16 protein-coding genes are annotated in these 18,241 nt (G+C 69.5%); all 16 read right to left on the bottom strand.

The window, feature by feature from the left end; translation table 11 throughout:
• Positions 1–30 precede the first annotated feature (30 nt).
• The gene (locus ABFX81_RS19055; protein ID WP_010040161.1) at positions 31–267 is read right to left on the bottom strand and encodes an ATP synthase subunit c family protein; all 237 of its coding nucleotides are present in this window, start codon (positions 265–267) and stop codon (positions 31–33) included.
• A 78-nt stretch (positions 268–345) separates the two neighbouring features.
• Positions 346–1,161, bottom strand: coding sequence for a F0F1 ATP synthase subunit A (gene atpB / locus ABFX81_RS19050; RefSeq protein WP_487222176.1), 816 nt, complete (start codon positions 1,159–1,161; stop codon positions 346–348).
• A gap of 225 nt (positions 1,162–1,386) precedes the next feature.
• The gene (locus ABFX81_RS19045; protein ID WP_086852631.1) at positions 1,387–1,824 is read right to left on the bottom strand and encodes a Cg1360 family ATP-synthase-associated protein; all 438 of its coding nucleotides are present in this window, start codon (positions 1,822–1,824) and stop codon (positions 1,387–1,389) included.
• Between the two features lie 298 nt (positions 1,825–2,122).
• Positions 2,123–3,466: an MraY family glycosyltransferase gene (locus ABFX81_RS19040; RefSeq protein ID WP_086852633.1), complete on the bottom strand. Its 1,344-nt coding sequence runs from the start codon at positions 3,464–3,466 to the stop codon at positions 2,123–2,125.
• A 129-nt stretch (positions 3,467–3,595) separates the two neighbouring features.
• Complete coding sequence (locus ABFX81_RS19035) at positions 3,596–4,834, bottom strand: serine hydroxymethyltransferase (protein ID WP_086852635.1); 1,239 nt, start codon at positions 4,832–4,834, stop codon at positions 3,596–3,598.
• A gap of 71 nt (positions 4,835–4,905) precedes the next feature.
• Complete coding sequence (locus ABFX81_RS19030; RefSeq protein WP_059417218.1) at positions 4,906–5,586, bottom strand: arsenate reductase/protein-tyrosine-phosphatase family protein; 681 nt, start codon at positions 5,584–5,586, stop codon at positions 4,906–4,908.
• Positions 5,583–6,230, bottom strand: a complete 648-nt coding sequence (locus tag ABFX81_RS19025) for an L-threonylcarbamoyladenylate synthase (RefSeq protein ID WP_020272587.1) — start codon at positions 6,228–6,230, stop codon at positions 5,583–5,585. The genes ABFX81_RS19030 and ABFX81_RS19025 overlap by 4 nt, the downstream gene beginning before the upstream one ends.
• A gap of 61 nt (positions 6,231–6,291) precedes the next feature.
• A complete protein-coding gene (prmC, locus tag ABFX81_RS19020; protein ID WP_086852636.1) occupies positions 6,292–7,131 on the bottom strand; it encodes a peptide chain release factor N(5)-glutamine methyltransferase in 840 nt (279 codons plus the stop codon).
• A 78-nt stretch (positions 7,132–7,209) separates the two neighbouring features.
• Complete coding sequence (gene prfA / locus ABFX81_RS19015) at positions 7,210–8,286, bottom strand: peptide chain release factor 1 (RefSeq protein ID WP_086852638.1); 1,077 nt, start codon at positions 8,284–8,286, stop codon at positions 7,210–7,212.
• Positions 8,287–8,392: 106 nt separating this feature from the next.
• Positions 8,393–8,614 carry a 50S ribosomal protein L31 gene (gene rpmE / locus ABFX81_RS19010; RefSeq protein WP_010040182.1) on the bottom strand — a complete coding sequence of 74 codons (222 nt, stop codon included), beginning with the start codon at positions 8,612–8,614 and terminating at the stop codon, positions 8,393–8,395.
• Between the two features lie 139 nt (positions 8,615–8,753).
• Positions 8,754–9,890 carry an LCP family glycopolymer transferase gene (locus tag ABFX81_RS19005; protein WP_086852640.1) on the bottom strand — a complete coding sequence of 379 codons (1,137 nt, stop codon included), beginning with the start codon at positions 9,888–9,890 and terminating at the stop codon, positions 8,754–8,756.
• 209 nt (positions 9,891–10,099) lie between these two features.
• On the bottom strand, positions 10,100–11,911 hold the full coding sequence (locus ABFX81_RS19000) for a trypsin-like serine protease (RefSeq protein WP_346138354.1): 1,812 nt from the start codon (positions 11,909–11,911) through the stop codon (positions 10,100–10,102).
• A gap of 111 nt (positions 11,912–12,022) precedes the next feature.
• Positions 12,023–14,080, bottom strand: coding sequence for a transcription termination factor Rho (gene rho, locus ABFX81_RS18995; protein WP_086852642.1), 2,058 nt, complete (start codon positions 14,078–14,080; stop codon positions 12,023–12,025).
• Between the two features lie 402 nt (positions 14,081–14,482).
• Positions 14,483–15,412, bottom strand: coding sequence for a homoserine kinase (gene thrB / locus ABFX81_RS18990; RefSeq protein WP_086852644.1), 930 nt, complete (start codon positions 15,410–15,412; stop codon positions 14,483–14,485).
• Positions 15,413–15,706: 294 nt separating this feature from the next.
• Positions 15,707–16,765 (bottom strand): threonine synthase, encoded by a 1,059-nt coding sequence (thrC, locus tag ABFX81_RS18985; RefSeq protein ID WP_086852646.1) that lies wholly within the window; start codon positions 16,763–16,765, stop codon positions 15,707–15,709.
• Between the two features lie 6 nt (positions 16,766–16,771).
• Positions 16,772–18,064, bottom strand: coding sequence for a homoserine dehydrogenase (locus ABFX81_RS18980; RefSeq protein ID WP_346138352.1), 1,293 nt, complete (start codon positions 18,062–18,064; stop codon positions 16,772–16,774).
• Positions 18,065–18,241: the final 177 nt, after the last annotated feature.

Genomic DNA, 18,241 nt, shown 5'->3' with positions numbered 1-18,241 from the left:
TTTCGTCGAAACGTGTCGGTGAGCAGGAAATTACTGACCGAACACGAACGGCATAACGATGCCGATGAGGGCGAGCGCCTCACAGAACGCGAAGCCCAGGATCTGGTTGGCGCGGATCAGGCCGGCCGCCTCGGGCTGGCGGGCGAGGGCCTGGGTGCCGTTACCGAAGATGATGCCGACGCCGATGCCGGGGCCGATGGCGGAGAGGCCGTAGCCGATGGAGCCGAGCGAACCGGAGACAGCGGCGAGGGTCTCAGTGGCAGCCATGCTGAATCTTCCTTCTCTTTCACGGACCGGCGGGGGTTGGCCACCGGACGTTCTTGGGACTTGCGGGGGCGGAGGGGCTCAGTGGTGCTCGGCCAGAGCGCCCTGGATGTACGTGCAGGCGAGGAGTACGAAGACGTACGCCTGGACGGCCTGCACGAAAAGCTCGAAGACGATCATGGCCATGGTCATCACGAAGGAGATACCGGCGGCCGGGATCATCCAGCTGTTGAGCAGGTACCAGGAAGCGACGGTGAACATGACCAGCATCAGGTGACCGGCGAACATGTTCGCGAACAGTCGGACGGCGTGCGTGAACGGCCGGACGAGCAGGTTCGAGAAGAACTCGATGACCATCACGAGCGGCAGCACCGGGCCGAGCGACTTGTCGTAGCCGGTGATGTTCTTGAAGAACCCGACGAAGCCGTGCCGCTTGAAGGTCAGCGAGACCCAGGTCACGTAGACGACCGCGGCCAGAACCGCCGGGTACGCGATGACCGACGACACCGGGAACTGCGCCAGCGGGATCACGGACCAGATGTTCATGATCCAGATGAAGAAGAACAGCGAGACCATCAGGGGGACGTACTTCTCGCCCTCCTTCTTGCCGAGGGTCTCGTAGACGATGCCGCGGCGGACGAAGTCGTATCCGGCCTCGCCGACCATCTGCAGCTTGCCCGGCACCACCTTGGCCTTGCCGAAGGCCGCCCAGAAGAAGCCGATGACGAGGACGGTGGTGATGATGGCGAGCAGCATCACCTTGTTGAACTCGTACCCCCCGACCGTGGCGATCGGCTTGAAGAGGAACGAGTGCAGGCCCGGTGCCGGAAAACCACACCCGTCGGACATGATCCGACAGCTCCAGTCGAAGGCGAGCTGGGTCTGGTCAGCACTCACCGCGGGCTCCTTCGGTGTGACGCATAGGTACGGCAACCTCGTTGTGTCGGCGCGGCGCGCAGCCGCGGGTCGGCACCGGACTGGTGTTACGGATGTGAGGGCGGCTGGGGGGCATCGAGCCTCGCGTTCGAGCAGGCGTCAGCTCAGATGCCCGCGCCCGCGATGCCGCAGTTGGCACCGGACGATAGCAGGAGTTCCCAATGCTCTTTATCGCGCCCCTACTCGTCACGACGACGACCCGGTCTTCTCGGGCTTCTCGCTCTTCTCGGAGTCTGGGTCGATGTAGAAGATCTTGGCCTTCATGTGCGCACGAGCCTGCGCAGCCATCCACACGACGGTCGCGACGACGAGCCCGATGGCGAACGCCTTCGCGTTGAAGAGAGAGGTGTCCTTGAAGAGGGCGACGAAGATGAGAAGAAGCAGCAACTGGGCGACATAGAGCATCAGCCCCATGGCCTGGAACAACTGCGGGAGCGTTTTTGCCGTCCATTGGAGAACGTAGAGACCGATCCCCATGAAGAGGATGGCCAGCAGTGCGCCGACAGCGGCGCCGACGGCCCCCTTGCCTCCGGCCACCACGCCACTGACGGCGGCCGCGACCACACCGGCAGCGGCTGTGGGCACAGCGCACTGCAGAAGGTTCCGGGCGTCATTGGACGGCATGGCGGCAACTCCGCTTTCGCAGGGGGCAGGGGTGTCGTCATGGACGAGCGTAGTCCCGGGCTGAGTGGAGACCTCACACCAATGGACCGTCGCACTACGGTCCTTCGGCTCTATCCGGGGGGTTCTCGTGAACCGTATCACAAACTATTTGATGCAGTCTTTACCTGAAGGTGTGCGCACAGTCACACATGAGAGTGAACATGCGCGTCTGAGCGAGAACGCCGCCGACTTGTCTGGTATTGGGGCGCTTCGCTCCCCCATCACAACCCCACGACTTGGCAATGCTCTAGTCAGATTCTTACCTTGTCCCGGCCTTGCTCCGGTCCGCCGGACGCGAGCGGGCGCCGATGGCGGTCGCGCCGTTGACTCCTGAGACGCCGGACACGACCGGGGCGCGGTTCCCGGGCGCGAGCGAGGCCGGCTGGTCCGTGACGGACGCCGGTGTCGAGGCGTCGGGCGCCAGGGCCGGGAGGCCGCGGCGGCGGTAGCGCGGCGGCACGAAGTGCTCCATCCAGCGCGGGGTGCGCGGCGTGAAGCGCGGCAGCAGGAGCAGGGCCAGGCCGATCGCGCTGAGGAACACGATGCCGAGCACGATCCACATGGACGCCGAGTTGACCGAGTAGGCCAGCGCCCCGAAGGCGATGAGCGCCGACCAGAAGTACATGATCAGCACGGCCCGGCTGTGCGAGTGACCGATCTCCAGCAGACGGTGGTGCAGGTGGCCGCGGTCGGCCGCGAACGGCGACTGGCCGCGCCAGGTGCGGCGCACGATCGCCAGGATCAGGTCGGCGGCCGGGACCGCGATGATCGTCAGCGGCAGCAGCAGCGGGATGTAGACCGGGACCGTCTGGTGCACGGCCTCCTTCTCCGACCCGACGTACAGGTTGAGCGCGTCCGGGTCGACCTGCCCCGTGATGGAGATCGCGCCGGCGGCCAGGACCAGGCCGATCAGCATCGAGCCCGAGTCACCCATGAAGATCCGCGCCGGGTGCATGTTGTGCGGCAGGAAGCCCAGGCACATGCCCATCAGGATCGCCGAGAAGAGCGTGGCGGGGGCGGCGGCCTCGATGCCGTACGAGTACCAGATCCGGTAGGCGTACAGGAAGAACGCGGTCGCCGCGATGCAGACCATGCCGGCCGCGAGACCGTCCAGGCCGTCGACGAAGTTGACCGCGTTGATGGTGATGACGACCAGCGCGACCGTCAGCAGGGTGCCCTGCCACTGAGTGAGCGCCACCGAACCGATGCCCGGGATCGGCAGCCACAGGATCGTCAGGCCCTGCACCACCATGACGCCCGCGGCGATCATCTGGCCGCCCAGCTTGATCAGGGCGTCGATCTCGAACTTGTCGTCCAGCACCCCGATCAGCCAGATCACCGCCGCCCCGGACAGCAGCGCCCGGGGTTCGTTCGACGTCTCGAAGACCTGGCTGAGGTTGGTCAGGTGGTCGGCGACCAGCAGGCCCGCGCACAGGCCGAAGAACATCGCGATCCCGCCGAGCCGCGGAGTGGGCTCCCGGTGCACGTCACGTGCCCGGATCTCCGGCATCGCTCCGGCCACGATCGCGAATTTCCGTACCGGCCCTGTCAGCAGATACGTCACCGCGGCCGTGATGCAGAGCGTCAGCAGGTATTCACGCACGGGCTTCCCCACAGGTCTCGCTGGCCATCACAGCCCCACACCCTAGCGATGCGCGCATATGAGTGGGGACTTCCGGGTAGCGACGATGGTTGCACGAGTAGCTGTGCACCCTGGTGCGCTTACCCCGTCTCAGCGGGGATACGGCGGAAATCCACCGGCCAGCTCCCGCACTTCTTCACGGGCCCTCGCGGTCTCCGTCACGCCCCTGAGCACCCCCGCGAGCAGCTTGGCGATCCGCGCCATCTCCGCCTCGCCCATGCCCTGCGTGGTGACGGCGGCCGTACCCAGTCTGAGTCCCCGGGCGTCGCCGTGCGGCAGCGCGCAGCAGTCCATGACCAGGCCGGCCGCGGCGAGACGGCCCCGGGCCGTGCGGCCGTCGACTCCGAGCGGTGCCGGGTCGGCGGTGATCAGGTGGGTGTCCGTGCCGCCCGTGGTGACGACCAGGCCCTCGGCGGCCAGCCGGGCCGCGAGAACCCTCGCATTGGCGACCACCTGATGGGCGTACACGGCGAACGCCGGTGTTGCCGCCTCCCCGAACGCGACTGCCTTGGCGGCGATGGTGTGCATCTGCGCACCACCCTGTGTGAAAGGGAACACGGCCCGGTCCACCCGCTCGGCCAGCTCCGCGCGGCACAGGATCATGCCGCCGCGCGGGCCCCGCAGCACCTTGTGAGTCGTCGCACAGACGATGTCCGCGTACGGCACCGGGTTCGGCGCCGCTCCCCCGGCGACGAGGCCCATGGGATGCGCGGCGTCCGCGACGAGGTACGCGCCCACCTCGTCGGCGACCTCCCGGAAGAACGCGTAGTCGATGTGCCGGGGGTAGGCGATCGAGCCGCACACGATCGCCTTGGGCCGGCGCGTGCGGGCCAGGGTGCGCACCTGGTCGTGGTCGATCAGCCCGGACTCCGCCTCCACGCCGTATCCGACGAAGTCGAACCAGCGGCCGGAGAAGTTGGCGGGCGAGCCGTGCGTGAGGTGGCCGCCGTACGGCAGGCCGAGGGCGAGGACGGTGTCGCCGGGGCGCAGCAGGGCGGCGTAGGCGGCCAGGACGGCCGAAGAGCCGGAGTGGGACTGCACGTTGGCGTGCTCGGCGCCGAACAGCGCCCTGGCCCGGTCCACGGCGACGCGTTCGGCGACGTCGACGATCTCGCAGCCGCCGTGGTGGCGCGCTCCGGGGTAGCCCTCGGCGTACTTGTTGGCGAGCGGCGAGCCGAGGGCGGCCAGGACGGCCGGCGAGCTGAAGTTCTCGGCGGCGATCAGCTGGAGCGTCGTCGCCTGCCGCTCCCGCTCGCCGAGCAGGATGTCGGCGAGTTCGGGGTCCTGGCGGCGCAGGAGGTCGGCCTCGATGGCAGGGGTGACCGTCATGGTGGGCTCCGGGCGGCGTCGACGGTGACGTACGTCCAATGTAGGCCCGGGGCCCCCGGTGCGCTCGGCCGTTACGTCTTTGCGGGGACGCCCGTGAGGGCCGTGACGACCGGATCGAGTGCCTGGTGTATCTCGTCCCCGATGGACCGGAAGAACGTCAGGGGCGCCCCGTACGGGTCGTAGACCTCGTCCGCCTCAGCGTTCGGGGCCAGCAGCCACCCGCGTAGAGCCGCCGCGGCGCGCACCAGCGCACGCGCGCGGGTGACCACGCCCTCCTCCAGGGGCGGCAGGGTCGCCGGGTCGATGGCCTTCACCAGGCGGGTGAACTCCTTGAGCGTGAAGGTCCGCAGGCCCGCAGAGTGCCCCATGGAGATGACCTGCGCCCGGTGGTCGCGGGTGGCGGTCAGCACCAGGTCGGCGCGGATCACGTGCTCGTCGAGGAGTTCGCGCCCGGTGAAGCCGGAGGCGTCCGCGCCGAAGTCGGCCAGCACGGTCTCCGCGTTGGCCTCCATGGGGGCGCCCTCGTGACCCCAGGTGCCCGCGCTCTCCACGATCAGCCCGCCGCCCAGGATCCCGAGCCGCTCCCGCACGAAATGGCGGGTCAGCCGCTCGGTGATGGGCGAGCGGCACACGTTGCCGGTACTGACGTGGAGGATGCGGAAGCTGTCACGCGGAAGCCCCACGAACGTCGTCGTGATCTCCGCCGCGCTTTCCCCGTTGCCTATGCCACGCCCCGCTCCAGGGGCCGTCAATTCGCCACCTCGAGGTCGGGTACGACCTTTCGCAGCTCTTCCGCGGAGAGCGCTCCGGCGCGCAGCAGCAGCGGCACCTCACGGGTCACGTCGACGATCGACGACGGGACGTTGCCGGGGGTCGGGCCGCCGTCCAGGTAGACGGAGACGGAGTCGCCGAGCATCTCCTGCGCGGCGTCGCAGTCCTCCGGCGCCGGGTGGCCGGTCAGGTTGGCGGAGGAGACGGCCATCGGGCCCACCTCCGTCAGCAGCTCGATGGCGACGGGGTGCAGCGGCATGCGCACGGCGACCGTGCCGCGGGTGTCGCCCAGGTCCCACTGGAGGGACGGCTGGTGCTTGGCGACGAGCGTGAGCGCGCCGGGCCAGAAGGCGTCGACCAGCTCCCAGGCCAGCTCCGAGAAGTCCGTGACGAGCCCGTGCAGCGTGTTCGGGGAGCCGATCAGCACGGGAGTGGGCATGTTGCGGCCCCGGCCCTTGGCCTCCAGCAGGTCGGCGACCGCCTCCGAGGAGAACGCGTCGGCGCCGATGCCGTACACCGTGTCCGTCGGCAGCACCACGAGCTCGCCACGGCGGACGGCGGACGCTGCCTCACGCAGACCGGTCACACGGTCGGTCGCGTCGTTGGTGTCGTATCGCCGTGCCATCTTTAGCTGGCCTCCTCGTACACGTGCTGCTGGGATGAAGACTGCGAAGACTGCGGGGCGCTCACGGCAGCGCCTTGCGGGCCGTGGCGAAGCGCGGGCGGTTGTTCAGGTCCGGATGGTCGGCCGCGTCGGTCCAGCCCCGGTCCTCGGCGAAGATCCACGGCACCTGGCCGCCCTGGGTGTCCGCGTGCTCCACGACCACGACACCGCCGGGGCGCAGCAGCCGGTGCGCGGTGCGCTCCAGGCCGCGGATGAGGTCGAGGCCGTCCTCGCCGGAGAACAGGGCCAGTTCCGGGTCGTGGTCCCGCGCCTCGGGGGCGACGTACTCCCACTCGGTGAGCGGGATGTACGGCGGGTTGGAGATGACCAGGTCGACCTGTCCGTCGAGGTCCGGGAAGGCCGTCAGGGCGTCTCCCTGGCGCAGTTCGACCCTGGACCCCTCCACGTTCTTGCGGGTCCACCTGAGGGCGTCCTCGGACAGCTCCACGGCGTGCACGCGCGAGCGCGGCACCTCCTGGGCGAGGGCGAGCGCGATGGCGCCGGAGCCGGTGCACAGATCGACGATGCACGGCTCGACGACGTCCATGGCCCGTACCGCGTCTATGGCCCAGCCGACCACGGACTCCGTCTCGGGCCGCGGCACGAACACCCCGGGGCCGACCTGGAGTTCCAGGTACCGGAAGTAGGCCCGCCCGGTGATGTGCTGGAGCGGCTCGCGGGCCTCGCGGCGGGCGATGACCTCCCAGTAGCGGGCGTCGAAGTCGGAGTCCTTGACGGAGTGCAACTCACCGCGCTTGACGCCGTGCACGAACGCGGCGAGTTCCTCCGCGTCGGTGCGCGGCGAGGGCACGCCGGCGTCGGCGAGCCGCTGCGTGGCCTGGGCCACCTCCGCGAGCAGCACGCTGCGGGGGCTTGGGGGTCGCCCCCCAAATGACTGCTGCACGCAAGTCCTCCGGTGCTCGGTACTCCTGTGTGTGTCCTACGCGGCCGCGAGCTTCGCCGCCGAGTCCGCGTCGACGCAGGCCTGGATCACCGCGTCGAGGTCGCCGTCCAGGACCTGGTCCAGGTTGTACGCCTTGAAGCCGACGCGGTGGTCCGAGATGCGGTTCTCCGGGAAGTTGTACGTGCGGATCTTCTCGGAGCGGTCGACGGTGCGGACCTGGCTGCGACGGGCGTCGGCGGCTTCCCTCTCCGCCTCCTCCTGTGCGATGGCGAGCAGCCTGGAGCGCAGAATACGCAGTGCCTGCTCCTTGTTCTGCAACTGGCTCTTCTCGTTCTGGCAGGAGGCGACGACTCCGGTCGGGACGTGCGTGATGCGCACGGCGGAGTCGGTGGTGTTGACGGACTGTCCGCCGGGGCCGGAGGAGCGGTAGACGTCGATGCGGAGGTCGTTGGGGTTGATCTCGACGTCGACCTCCTCGGCCTCGGGGGTGACGAGGACACCGGCGGCGGAGGTGTGGATACGGCCCTGGGACTCGGTGGCGGGGACGCGCTGCACGCGGTGCACGCCGCCCTCGTACTTCATGCGGGCCCACACGCCCTGTCCGGGCTCCGTCGCACCCTGGCCGCCCTTGGTCTTCACGGCCACCTGGACGTCCTTGTAGCCGCCCAGCTCGGACTCGGTGGCGTCGATGATCTCGGTCTTCCAGCCCACCCGCTCGGCGTACCGCAGGTACATGCGCAGCAGGTCGCCGGCGAACAGGGCCGACTCGTCGCCGCCCGCGCCCGCCTTGATCTCGAGGATGACGTCCTTGTCGTCGCTGGGATCGCGCGGGACGAGGAGCAGGCGCAGCTTCTCCGTCAGCTCCTCGCGGCGCTGTTCCAGCTCCTTGACCTCGGCCACGAAGTCGGGGTCGTCGGCGGCGAACTCGCGCGCGGTCTCGATGTCGTCGCCCGTCTGCGTCCAGGAGCGGTACGTGGCGACGATCGGGGTGAGCTCGGCGTAACGCTTGTTCAGCTTGCGCGCGTTTGCCTGGTCGTTGTGGACCGACGGGTCGGCGAGCTTCTTCTCCAGGTCGGCGTGCTCGGCGACGAGATCCTCGACGGCCTCGAACATCTTGGGCTCCTGTGTACTGGCGGGGGTGAAGGGCGGGCGACCAAAAACGCCGGTCCCGGAGCGCCCGGTGAGGGGGCGCGTCCGCGGACCGGCGAAATGGGGCTCGCTACTTCTTGGAGCCGGCGGCCTTGCCGAAGCGGGCCTCGAAGCGGGCCACGCGGCCACCGGTGTCGAGGATCTTCTGCTTGCCCGTGTAGAACGGGTGGCACTCGGAGCACACGTCGGCACGGATCGCGCCGGACTCGATGGTGCTGCGGGTGGTGAACGACGCGCCGCAGGTGCAGCTGACCTGCGTCTCGACGTACGCGGGGTGGATGTCGCGCTTCAAGGTGTCTCCTAGGTTTCGGGAGGGCGCCGGGTCGCTGCCGCGGGATGCGGGAGCGTGAACCGGGGCCGACGTACCAGTCTGCCAGGACTGGTGCCATCCCCCAAAACCGGGGGTTGCCGTTATTTGTTCCCCGCGCCTTTTACCGGCTGCTCACGACACCCTTGGCCTCGCCCGTCGCCGTACCCTCGGTCGCGCTCTTCGGGATCGGCCTGTCGTTCTCCAGGGCCTTCCAGATCTGGTCGGCCTTCTTCTTCTGGAGGAGAACGCGGTTGGGGTCGGCCGGGTCGTAGGCGACCGGCATCGTGACCATGTGCATGTTGGACGGGGTGATGCCCTTGAGGCCGCCCGCGAAGGACGCGAGCTTGTTGACCGAGCCGAGGTCGGAGTCGGTCGTCACCGTCTTGGTCGCGGTCTCCGCGAGGTCGAGCAGCTTCTTGGGGTTCGTGAAGACGCCGACGTCCTTGATCTGGTTGACCAGGGCCTTGATGAAGGCCTGCTGGAGCTGGATCCGGCCCAGGTCGGAGCCGTCGCCGACGCCGTGGCGGGTGCGGACCAGGCCGAGGGCCTGCTCGCCGTCGAGTCTGTGGGTGCCGGCCTTCAGCTTCAGGTGGCTGTCGGGGTCGTCGATGCTCTTGGTCGTCGTGACGTCGACACCGCCGAGGTCGTCGATGAGCTTCTGGAAGCCCGCGAAGTCGACCTCCAGGTAGTGGTCCATGCGCAGGTCGGTGACCGACTCGACGGTCTTCACGGCGCAGGCGGCCCCGCCGGTGGAGTACGCGGAGTTGAACATCACGCCGTTCGCTGCGGGGTGCTCGTCGCCCTTGGTGTCCGTGCACTCGGGCCGGTCGATGAGGGTGTCCCGCGGGATGGAGACCACGCTGGCCTTCTTGTGGCCCTTGTAGACGTGCACGATCATCGCCGTGTCGGAGCGGGCGCTGCCGTCGTCGGTGCCGCCGCCGAGCTTCTTGTTGCCGCCGGCGCGGGTGTCGGAGCCGAGGACGAGGATGTTCTCCGAGCCGTTGTCGGCCTTCTTGGGCCGGTCGGTGCCGAGGGCCTGGTCGATGTCGACGCTCTTCAGGTTGCCGTTGAGCTTGAAGTACAGGTACCCCGCCCCGGCGCCGCCCAGGACGACGATGCCCGCGGCGGTCCAGGCCGTCACCAGCAGGCCCGTGTGACGCTTAGGGGGCTTGCGGCGTCGGCCCTTGGCGCGGTGGCGCGGTCCGGTGTTGCCGGTATCGCCCGGTATACCCGGACCCGGCGTGCTCTCGGCAGACATGTGCTCCTCAGCTCGTCTACGGTCGGTTACCCCCTGCGGTCAGTGCCAGGCGTGGTCGGTCGGGGAGTCCTCCTGGCACCATCGTCGCTCCGCCTGGTCAGACGGAGAAACTCGGGAAAGGGTTGCACAACGGACTGTGCCCACCGCGTGGGGCGGTGGGCACAGTGTGTATTCGGTGCGGCGAGGGGTACCTCGCTTCACCTGCGGGTTCAGCCGAAGATGTCGTACTGCTTGAAATCGGTACCGACAGAGATCCTTGTGGCGAAGATCTCGCTGGTGGCCTTGCCGGTGCCCTTGTAGAGGTAGAGCGTGCCGCCGGGCGTACGGGCCAGGAAGTCGGCCTTGCCGTCGCCGGTGATGTCGCCGGTCGCGTCGAAGGCGTTGTACGTCGTGCTGCTCCAGGTGCGCACCTTAATACGGCTGGAGAACGCGCCGGTGCCGGCCTTGCCGGTGCCCTTGTACAGGTAGATCGCGCCGCCCGTCTTGCTGCGGGCGATCAGGTCGGTCTTGCCGTCGCCGGTGAAGTCACCCTTGCCGCGGACGGAGTTGTACTGGTTCCAGCCGGAGCCGACCTTCACGCGGGGTGCGAAGGTGCCGTTGCCCTTGCCCGGGTAGATCCACATCACGCCCGCGGAGTCGACCGAGAGCAGGTCGGGCAGGTAGTCGCCGGTGACGTCACCGGGGGTGATGATGCGGGTCCGGGTGCTCCAGTTGTCGGCGATCTGCTGGGTGGACCAGGTGCCGCTGGAGATCACGTAGTGGGTCCAGAAGAGGTCGCCGTCGCTGCTGCGCCGGTAGACGAGGTCCTGGTAGCCGTCCCGGTCGAGGTCGGTCTGGAGGACGACGTTGACGCCGTTCCAGTTGCCCCAGGACTCGCGGGCGGCGAACGACGTGCCCTTGGAGTCCTTGGAGTAGCCGGTCTTGGTGGAGGCGTTGCGCACCCACAGGTCGGCCTTGTGGTCGCCGCTGACGTTGGTGTCGTCGACGCGCGGGTAGGTCGCGCCGACGTAGGAGCTGACCTTGGCGAAGACGCTGTAGGCGCCCTTCGCAACGCAGTCCGTCACGCCCCAGGACACGACACCGACGATCCGGTTGTTCACGACCAGCGGGCCGCCGGAGTCGCCGTTGCAGGCGCTGGTGGTGCCGGCGTCGCTTCCGGTCGCGGGGTTGCCCGCGCAGACCATGTGGCCCTTGACGAAGTCGCTGCCGTACGCCCCGGCGCAGGTGGTGTCGGACTGGACGGGCAGCGTGGCCGTCTTCAGCGTCTCGGAGATGGCGTCGCTGGTGGAGCTCGTGCGGCCCCAGCCGTAGACCTTGGCGCTGGTGCCGGCCTGGTACGACGTGGTGTCGCCGGACGTCGTCATGCGGATCGGCGTGGCCTTGACCGGGACGGGCAGGGTGAGCACCGCGATGTCGTTGTCGATCGTCGTCGCGTTGTACGACGGGTGGTTCCACTGCCGCCAGACGCCGGTGACGGTGCCGCCGTGCAGGTCGGTGCCGTCGGCCGAGGGCAGCTGGGAGGTGCCGGTGACGACGGCGCCGTTGGCGTGCCAGTCGTAGCCCTTGACGCAGTGCGCGGCGGTGAGGATCTTCGTCGGCGCGACCACGGCGCCGCCGCAGAAGAAGCCGATGTCGTCACCGGTGCTGGAGGTGCCCCGGTCGTCGTAGTAGTGGAGCTGCGTCATCCACGGGGCCGAGGTGATGGTGGTCTCGTTGCCACCGATGACCTTCGGGTCGATGGTGGACGGGCTGGTGTTCGTGCTCGCACTCAGCGACGCCTTGCTCGTCCTGCCCGCCGTGTCGTCACCGGCCATGGCGCCCGCGACGCGCTTCTCCAGCTCGGCGAGCGACGGTGAGCTGATGGCGGGCTCGAGCGTCGGCTGCGGCAGGGCGGTGGCCGCGCCGGCGGACGTCGTCAGCAGCGCGGCGGCCACGGCGGCGGCCGCACCGGCCGCGGCGACGGGAAGGGCGATCCGTATTCGGCGTCTGTGCCGACCGCCCCCAGGCATGGATGTACCCATGTATGTCCCCCCTTGGGATCACAAGTTCGAAGAGAGCGTGATCCTACCTGCATACGAGCACCACAAAGGGCCGCCCCCGTTCACGGGAGCGGCCCTTTGCGCAGTGCTTACTCAGTCGCCGTTGCCCGGCGTCGGAGTGGTCTTCTGGATCTGCATCAGGAACTCGGCGTTCGACTTCGTCTGCTTCATCTTGTCGAGGAGCAGCTCGACCGCCTGCTGCTGGTCGAGGGCGTGCAGCACCCGGCGCAGCTTCCAGACGATGCCGAGCTCGTCGGGAGCGAGCAGGATCTCTTCCTTGCGGGTGCCGGACGCGTCCACGTCCACCGCCGGGAAGATGCGCTTGTCGGCGAGCTTCCGGTCGAGCTTGAGCTCGGCGTTGCCCGTGCCCTTGAACTCCTCGAAGATCACCTCGTCCATGCGGGACCCGGTGTCCACCAGCGCGGTGGCGAGGATGGTCAGCGAACCGCCGTCCTCGATGTTCCGCGCGGCACCGAAGAAGCGCTTCGGCGGGTACAGCGCGGTGGAGTCGACACCACCGGACAGGATGCGGCCGGAGGCCGGGGCGGCGAGGTTGTACGCACGGCCCAGACGCGTGATGGAGTCCAGCAGGACGACCACGTCGTGACCGAGCTCCACCAGGCGCTTCGCACGCTCGATGGCGAGCTCCGCGACCGTGGTGTGGTCCTCGGCCGGGCGGTCGAAGGTCGAGGAGATGACCTCGCCCTTGACCGACCGCTGCATGTCGGTGACCTCTTCCGGACGCTCGTCGACCAGGACGACCATCAGGTGGCACTCGGGGTTGTTGTGCGTGATCGCGTTGGCGATCGCCTGCATGATCATGGTCTTGCCGGTCTTCGGCGGGGCCACGATCAGACCGCGCTGGCCCTTACCGATCGGCGACACGAGGTCGATGATGCGGGTGGTCAGCACGCCCGGGTCGGTCTCCAGGCGGAGCCGGTCCTGCGGGTACAGCGGCGTGAGCTTGTTGAACTCCGGGCGGCCGCGGCCGTGTTCGGGCGCCATGCCGTTGACGGAGTCCAGGCGCACCAGCGCGTTGAACTTCTCGCGGCGCTCGCCTTCCTTCGGCTGGCGGACCGCACCGGTGATGTGGTCGCCCTTGCGCAGGCCGTTCTTGCGGACCTGGGCGAGGGAGACGTACACGTCGTTCGGCCCGGGCAGGTAGCCGGACGTGCGGATGAAGGCGTAGTTGTCGAGGATATCCAGGATGCCCGCGACGGGGATCAGGACGTCGTCCTCGGCGATCTGCGGCTCGGAGGCGATCTCGTCGCGGCCGCGACGGCCACGGCGGTCGCGGTAGCGCCCGCGACGGCCACGCCGGCCGCCCTCGAAGTCGTCGTCGTCCTGCTGACGGTCACGGTCCTGACGGCCGCCGCCCTGCTGGTTCTGCTGGCCGCGCTGGCCGCCCTGCTGGTCGTCGCCCTTGTTGCCACGGCGGTCGCGGTCACGGCCACCGTCACGGTCACGGCCACCGTCACGGCCGCCGTCCCGGTCCCGGCCGCGGTCACGGCGGTCGCGACGACGGCCCTCGCCGCCCTCGCCCCCGTCGGACTTGGCGTCGTTCTGCGACTGCTGCTGCTGCGCCTGCGAGTCGCCCCTGGACTCGTTCTTCGCCTCGGCGGCGACCGTCTCGGGAGCGGCGGCGGCCGGCGAACCGGCGTCGGCGGTGGCCCGGCGACGGCGGCGCTCGGAGGGCGCGTCGTCACTGGCGGGCTGGCCGGGGATCTCGATCTGCTGCTGGGCCACGGCCTTCTCGGCCTTGTCGGCCTTCTGGGCGGGGGCCTCGGAGGCCTGCTTCGCGTCCGCCTTCTTCTCCGCCTTGTCGGCGTTGTCCCCCGTACGGGTCCGCGAGGTGGCGCGGCGCTTCGGCTTGGTCTCGGCGGGGGCCTCGGCTTTCGCGGCCGGAGCGGCGCCGCCGGACGCCTGCGCCTCCTTGATGACCTCGATCAGCTGGCTCTTGCGCATACGCGCGGTGCCCCTGATACCGAGGCCGGATGCGACCTGTTGCAGCTCGGCCAGCACCATGCCCTCGAGGCCGGTACCGCGGCGCCGCCGGGAGCCGGCACCGGTGGCAGGCGCGGAGGCGTCCGTGGCGGGCGCGGCAGCGGTCTCCTCGACACGTGCGCCCATCAGATCGGTGGTGTCGCTCACGAAGGGTCCTTCCCTGGAGCGGACGTCGGCCTGTCTGGCTCGGCGACCGGTTGTGCTGTCCGGCTTCGGTCCGTTTGGTGTGAACCGTGCCGGGGCGGTGGTCCGCCTCAGCGGCGGAGGAATCTGGTGATGGCGCTTCCGTATGCCGTGGCACCCAGTGTCAGTGTCACGCGGCGTGGTCGCACCGGTTCCGGAGCGTGCCCTGCGCCCCGCTCAGTGTCCGTGTACGGCGTACGGTCCGACGTACGGAACACAGTGCGGCTTGGGGGGCTCCCGGAAGAATGTCTGTCCCGGACGGGGACACGAGGCACCTCGCCATGGTGGGGTCGGGTGCAGACTTGAGGTTAACACTACCGGATCCAACAAACATTCCCCCTCTCGAAATCCGGCAACCGTGCGCTTCTAAATGTCCGTGGAGGTCGCGAGCGGCAGCACGACCGCGCCCTGCGGATCGAGGCTCAGCCGGTTCGCGGCCCAGTCCGCGCCCGCCAGGGCCTCGACCTTGTCGGCGGTGCCCGGGTCGGCCAGCGCCATGACCGTCGGGCCGGCGCCGGAGATCACCGCGGGGACGCCCTCGCCCCGCAGCCGCTCCACCAGCGCCGCGCTCTCGGGCATGGCCGGGGCGCGGTACTCCTGGTGGAGGCGGTCCTCGGTGGCGGGCAGCAGCAGTTCGGGGCGCCGCGTCATGGCCTCGACGAGCAGGGCGGCCCGGCCCGCGTTGGTGGCGGCGTCGACGTGCGGCACGGAGCGCGGGAGCAGGCCGCGCGCGGTTTCGGTGAGTACCGGCTTTCCGGGTACGAAAACCACCGGAACGATGGAATCGGCGGGCTCCATCCTGATCGCCCGGGCCGCGCCGCCCTCCATCCAGGACAGCGTGAAGCCGCCCAGCAGACAGGCGGCGACGTTGTCGGGGTGGCCCTCGATCTCGGTGGCGAGCTCCAGCAGCGCGGTGTCGTCGAGCTTGGCCTCGGCGCCTATGGTCACGGCCCGGGCGGCGACGATGCCGGCGCAGATGGCGGCCGAGGAGGAGCCCAGGCCCCGGCCGTGCGGAATGCGGTTGGCGCAGACGATCTCCAGGCCGCGCGGCTGTCCGCCCAGCAGATCGAAGGCGGTGCGCAGGGAACGTACGAGAAGGTGCCGCTCGTCGCGCGGGAGTGTCTCGCTGCCCTCCCCCGCGATGTCGATGTGCAGCCCGGAGTCGGCCACCCGGACGACCACGTCGTCGTACAACCCCAGCGCGAGGCCGAGGGCGTCGAAGCCCGGGCCGAGGTTGGCGCTGGTGGCGGGGACGCGCACCCGGACGGCGGCGGCGCGGAACGCTGGACCGGCCATCGCTCGATGACTCTCCTTGAGCTGCGTGATTGTCGAATGACGTGGGACGGACATTCGATGGTGTACGAGAACCCTGGGGGCCGCGGAGACGGCGCGGCTCCGCGGCATATGCGGCGGGCGGGTTCAGTACAGCCTATCGAAGGAAGGTTCTGTGGCGACATAGGGCGCACAGGAGGCGCACGATGCGTGTCGTAAGCCCCCTGTGCACCCCCCGTAGGGAACCTCCCCGGTCAAGCGCCGTCTTACGCCGGACCGTGGCGAGCGTTACACCGGCGCTCGGAGCGTCGGCGCACGTCAGACCAGTCCGAGGCGCTCCGCGGCGGCCGCCGAGTCGACGGGTACGGTGACCGGCTGCGGGGCACCCGCGACGGCCCAGTCGGGGTCCTTCAGCCCGTTGCCCGTGACGGTGCACACGATCCGCTGCCCCGGGTCGACCTTGCCCTGCTCGGCGGCCTTCAGCAGACCGGCGACGGACGCGGCGGACGCGGGCTCGACGAAGACACCCTCCTGCGAGGCCAACAGCCGGTAGGCGCGCAGGATCTCACGGTCCGTCACCTCGTCGATGAAGCCGCCAGACTCCTCCCGCGCGGCGAGCGCGTACTGCCACGAGGCCGGGTTGCCGATGCGGATGGCGGTGGCGATGGTCGACGGGTCCTTGACGATCTCGCCGCGCACGATCGGGGCGCTGCCCGAGGCCTGGAAACCCCACATCCGGGGCGTCCGGGAGGCGACGCCGTCGGCGGCGTACTCCTTGTAGCCCTTCCAATAGGCCGTGATGTTGCCCGCGTTGCCGACCGGCAGGACGTGGATGTCGGGCGCGTCGCCGAGCATGTCCACGATCTCGAACGCGGCGGTCTTCTGCCCCTCGATGCGCACCGGGTTGACCGAATTGACCAGCGCCACGGGGTAGTTGTCGCTCAGGCCGCGCGCGAGCGTGAGGCAGTCGTCGAAGTTGCCGTCGACCTGGAGGATCTTGGCACCGTGCACGAGGGCCTGGCCCATCTTGCCGAGCGCGATCTTGCCCTGCGGCACGAGCACGGCACAGACCATCCCGGCCCGCACGGCGTACGCGGCGGCGGAGGCCGACGTGTTGCCGGTGGAGGCGCAGATGACGGCCTTCGCGCCCTCCTCCTTGGCCCGGGTGATGGCCATGGTCATACCGCGGTCCTTGAAGGACCCGGTCGGGTTCGCGCCCTCCACCTTGAGGTGGACCTCGCAGCCCGTGCGCTCGGAGAGCACCTGCGCGGGCACGAGGGGCGTGCCGCCCTCGCGGAGCGTCACGACCGGCGTGCTGTCGGATACCGGCAGACGGTCCCGGTACTCCTCGATGATTCCGCGCCACTGGTGGGTCATTGCTGGTTACTCTCCTTCAACCCGCATGATGCTGGCGACACCACGCACGGTGTCGAGCTTGCGCAACGCCTCGACGGTCCCGGTGAGGGCGGCGTCGGACGCGCGGTGCGTGACGACGACGAGGGAGGCCTCGCCGTCCTTCCCCGATTGGCGAACCGTATCGATCGAGACTCCGTGCTCGGCGAAGACGGTCGCGACCTGGGCGAGAACACCCGGTTTGTCGGCCACGTCGAGGCTGATGTGGTAGCGCGTGACGACGTCGCCCATCGGGGACACGGTGAGGTCGGCGTAGGCGGACTCGCCCGGTCCGGTCGCGCCGCTGAGCCGGTTGCGGCAGACGGCCACGAGGTCGCCGAGCACGGCGGAGGCGGTCGGGGAACCGCCCGCTCCCGGGCCGTAGAACATGAGCTGCCCGGCCGCGTCGGACTCGACGAACACGGCGTTGTAGGCGCCGCGCACGGAGGCCAGCGGGTGGCTGAGCGGGATCATGGCCGGATGCACGCGCGCGGTGACGGACGCCCCGTCCGCGGCCCGCTCGCAGATGGCGAGCAGCTTGATCGTGCAGCCCATCTCCTTCGCGGAGGCGAAGTCGGCCGCCGTCACCTCGGTCATGCCCTCGCGGTAGACGTCGTCGAGGCGCACGCGCGTGTGGAAGGCGATACCGGCGAGGATGGCGGCCTTGGCGGCGGCGTCGAAGCCCTCTACGTCGGCGGTCGGGTCGGCCTCGGCGTAGCCCAGGGCGGTGGCCTCGTCGAGGGCCTCCTGGTAGCCGGCGCCGGTCGAGTCCATCTTGTCGAGGATGAAGTTCGTCGTGCCGTTGACGATGCCCATCACCCGGTTGATCTTGTCGCCGGCGAGGGACTCGCGCAGCGGCCGGATCAGCGGGATGGCACCGGCGACGGCGGCCTCGTAGTAGAGGTCCTTGTCGTTCTCCTCGGCGGCGGCGTGCAGGGCCGCCCCGTCCTGGGCGAGGAGCGCCTTGTTGGCGGAGACGACGGAGGCGCCGTGCTCGAAGGCGGTGGTGATGAGGGTCCGCGCGGGCTCGATCCCGCCGATCACCTCCACGACGACGTCGATGTCGCCGCGTTTGACGAGGGCGGTGGCGTCGGTGGTGACGAGGGACTGGTCGATGCCTTCCCTGACCCTGTCGGGCCGCCGCACGGCCACGCCCGCCAGCTCCACGGGAGCCCCGATCCGGGCCGCGAGGTCGTCGGCGTGCGTCGTCATGATGCGCGCCACCTCTGAGCCGACCACTCCACAGCCCAGCAGCGCCACCTTCAGCGGACGCGTACGCATCATCCGACCTCGTTTCCTCTTTACCGTCTACGGTGCAACCAGTCTCACTCACCGGACGGGAGTTTCTGCCCCCGGTCCGGATCGTGAGATGTCTATTTCATTTGTACGGGGGCGGAAGACAGGAGATCTTCCGCCCCGTCGCGTTCGGCTTGTCGGCCGTCGGCTTGTCGGCCGTCGCCT

The sequence above is a fragment of the Streptomyces coeruleofuscus genome (assembly GCF_039532725.1).
Taxonomy (GTDB): Bacteria; Actinomycetota; Actinomycetes; order Streptomycetales; family Streptomycetaceae; genus Streptomyces; species Streptomyces coeruleofuscus.
The sequence above is the reverse complement of the archived record's forward strand: the minus strand, read 5'-3'. Positions and strand labels throughout refer to the sequence as shown.

Coding starts and splice junctions, on each gene's coding strand:
- ABFX81_RS19055 (WP_010040161.1), bottom strand. CDS start 267: ATGGCTGCCACTGAGACCCTCGCCGCTGTCTCCGGTTCGCTCGGCTCC.
- ABFX81_RS19035 (WP_086852635.1), bottom strand. CDS start 4,834: ATGACGGTCACCCCTGCCATCGAGGCCGACCTCCTGCGCCGCCAGGAC.
- thrB (WP_086852644.1), bottom strand. CDS start 15,412: ATGGCCGGTCCAGCGTTCCGCGCCGCCGCCGTCCGGGTGCGCGTCCCC.
- ABFX81_RS19025 (WP_020272587.1), bottom strand. CDS start 6,230: ATGGCACGGCGATACGACACCAACGACGCGACCGACCGTGTGACCGGT.
- ABFX81_RS19005 (WP_086852640.1), bottom strand. CDS start 9,890: ATGTCTGCCGAGAGCACGCCGGGTCCGGGTATACCGGGCGATACCGGC.
- thrC (WP_086852646.1), bottom strand. CDS start 16,765: ATGACCCACCAGTGGCGCGGAATCATCGAGGAGTACCGGGACCGTCTG.
- ABFX81_RS18980 (WP_346138352.1), bottom strand. CDS start 18,064: ATGATGCGTACGCGTCCGCTGAAGGTGGCGCTGCTGGGCTGTGGAGTG.
- ABFX81_RS19045 (WP_086852631.1), bottom strand. CDS start 1,824: ATGCCGTCCAATGACGCCCGGAACCTTCTGCAGTGCGCTGTGCCCACA.
- prfA (WP_086852638.1), bottom strand. CDS start 8,286: ATGTTCGAGGCCGTCGAGGATCTCGTCGCCGAGCACGCCGACCTGGAG.
- ABFX81_RS19000 (WP_346138354.1), bottom strand. CDS start 11,911: ATGGGTACATCCATGCCTGGGGGCGGTCGGCACAGACGCCGAATACGG.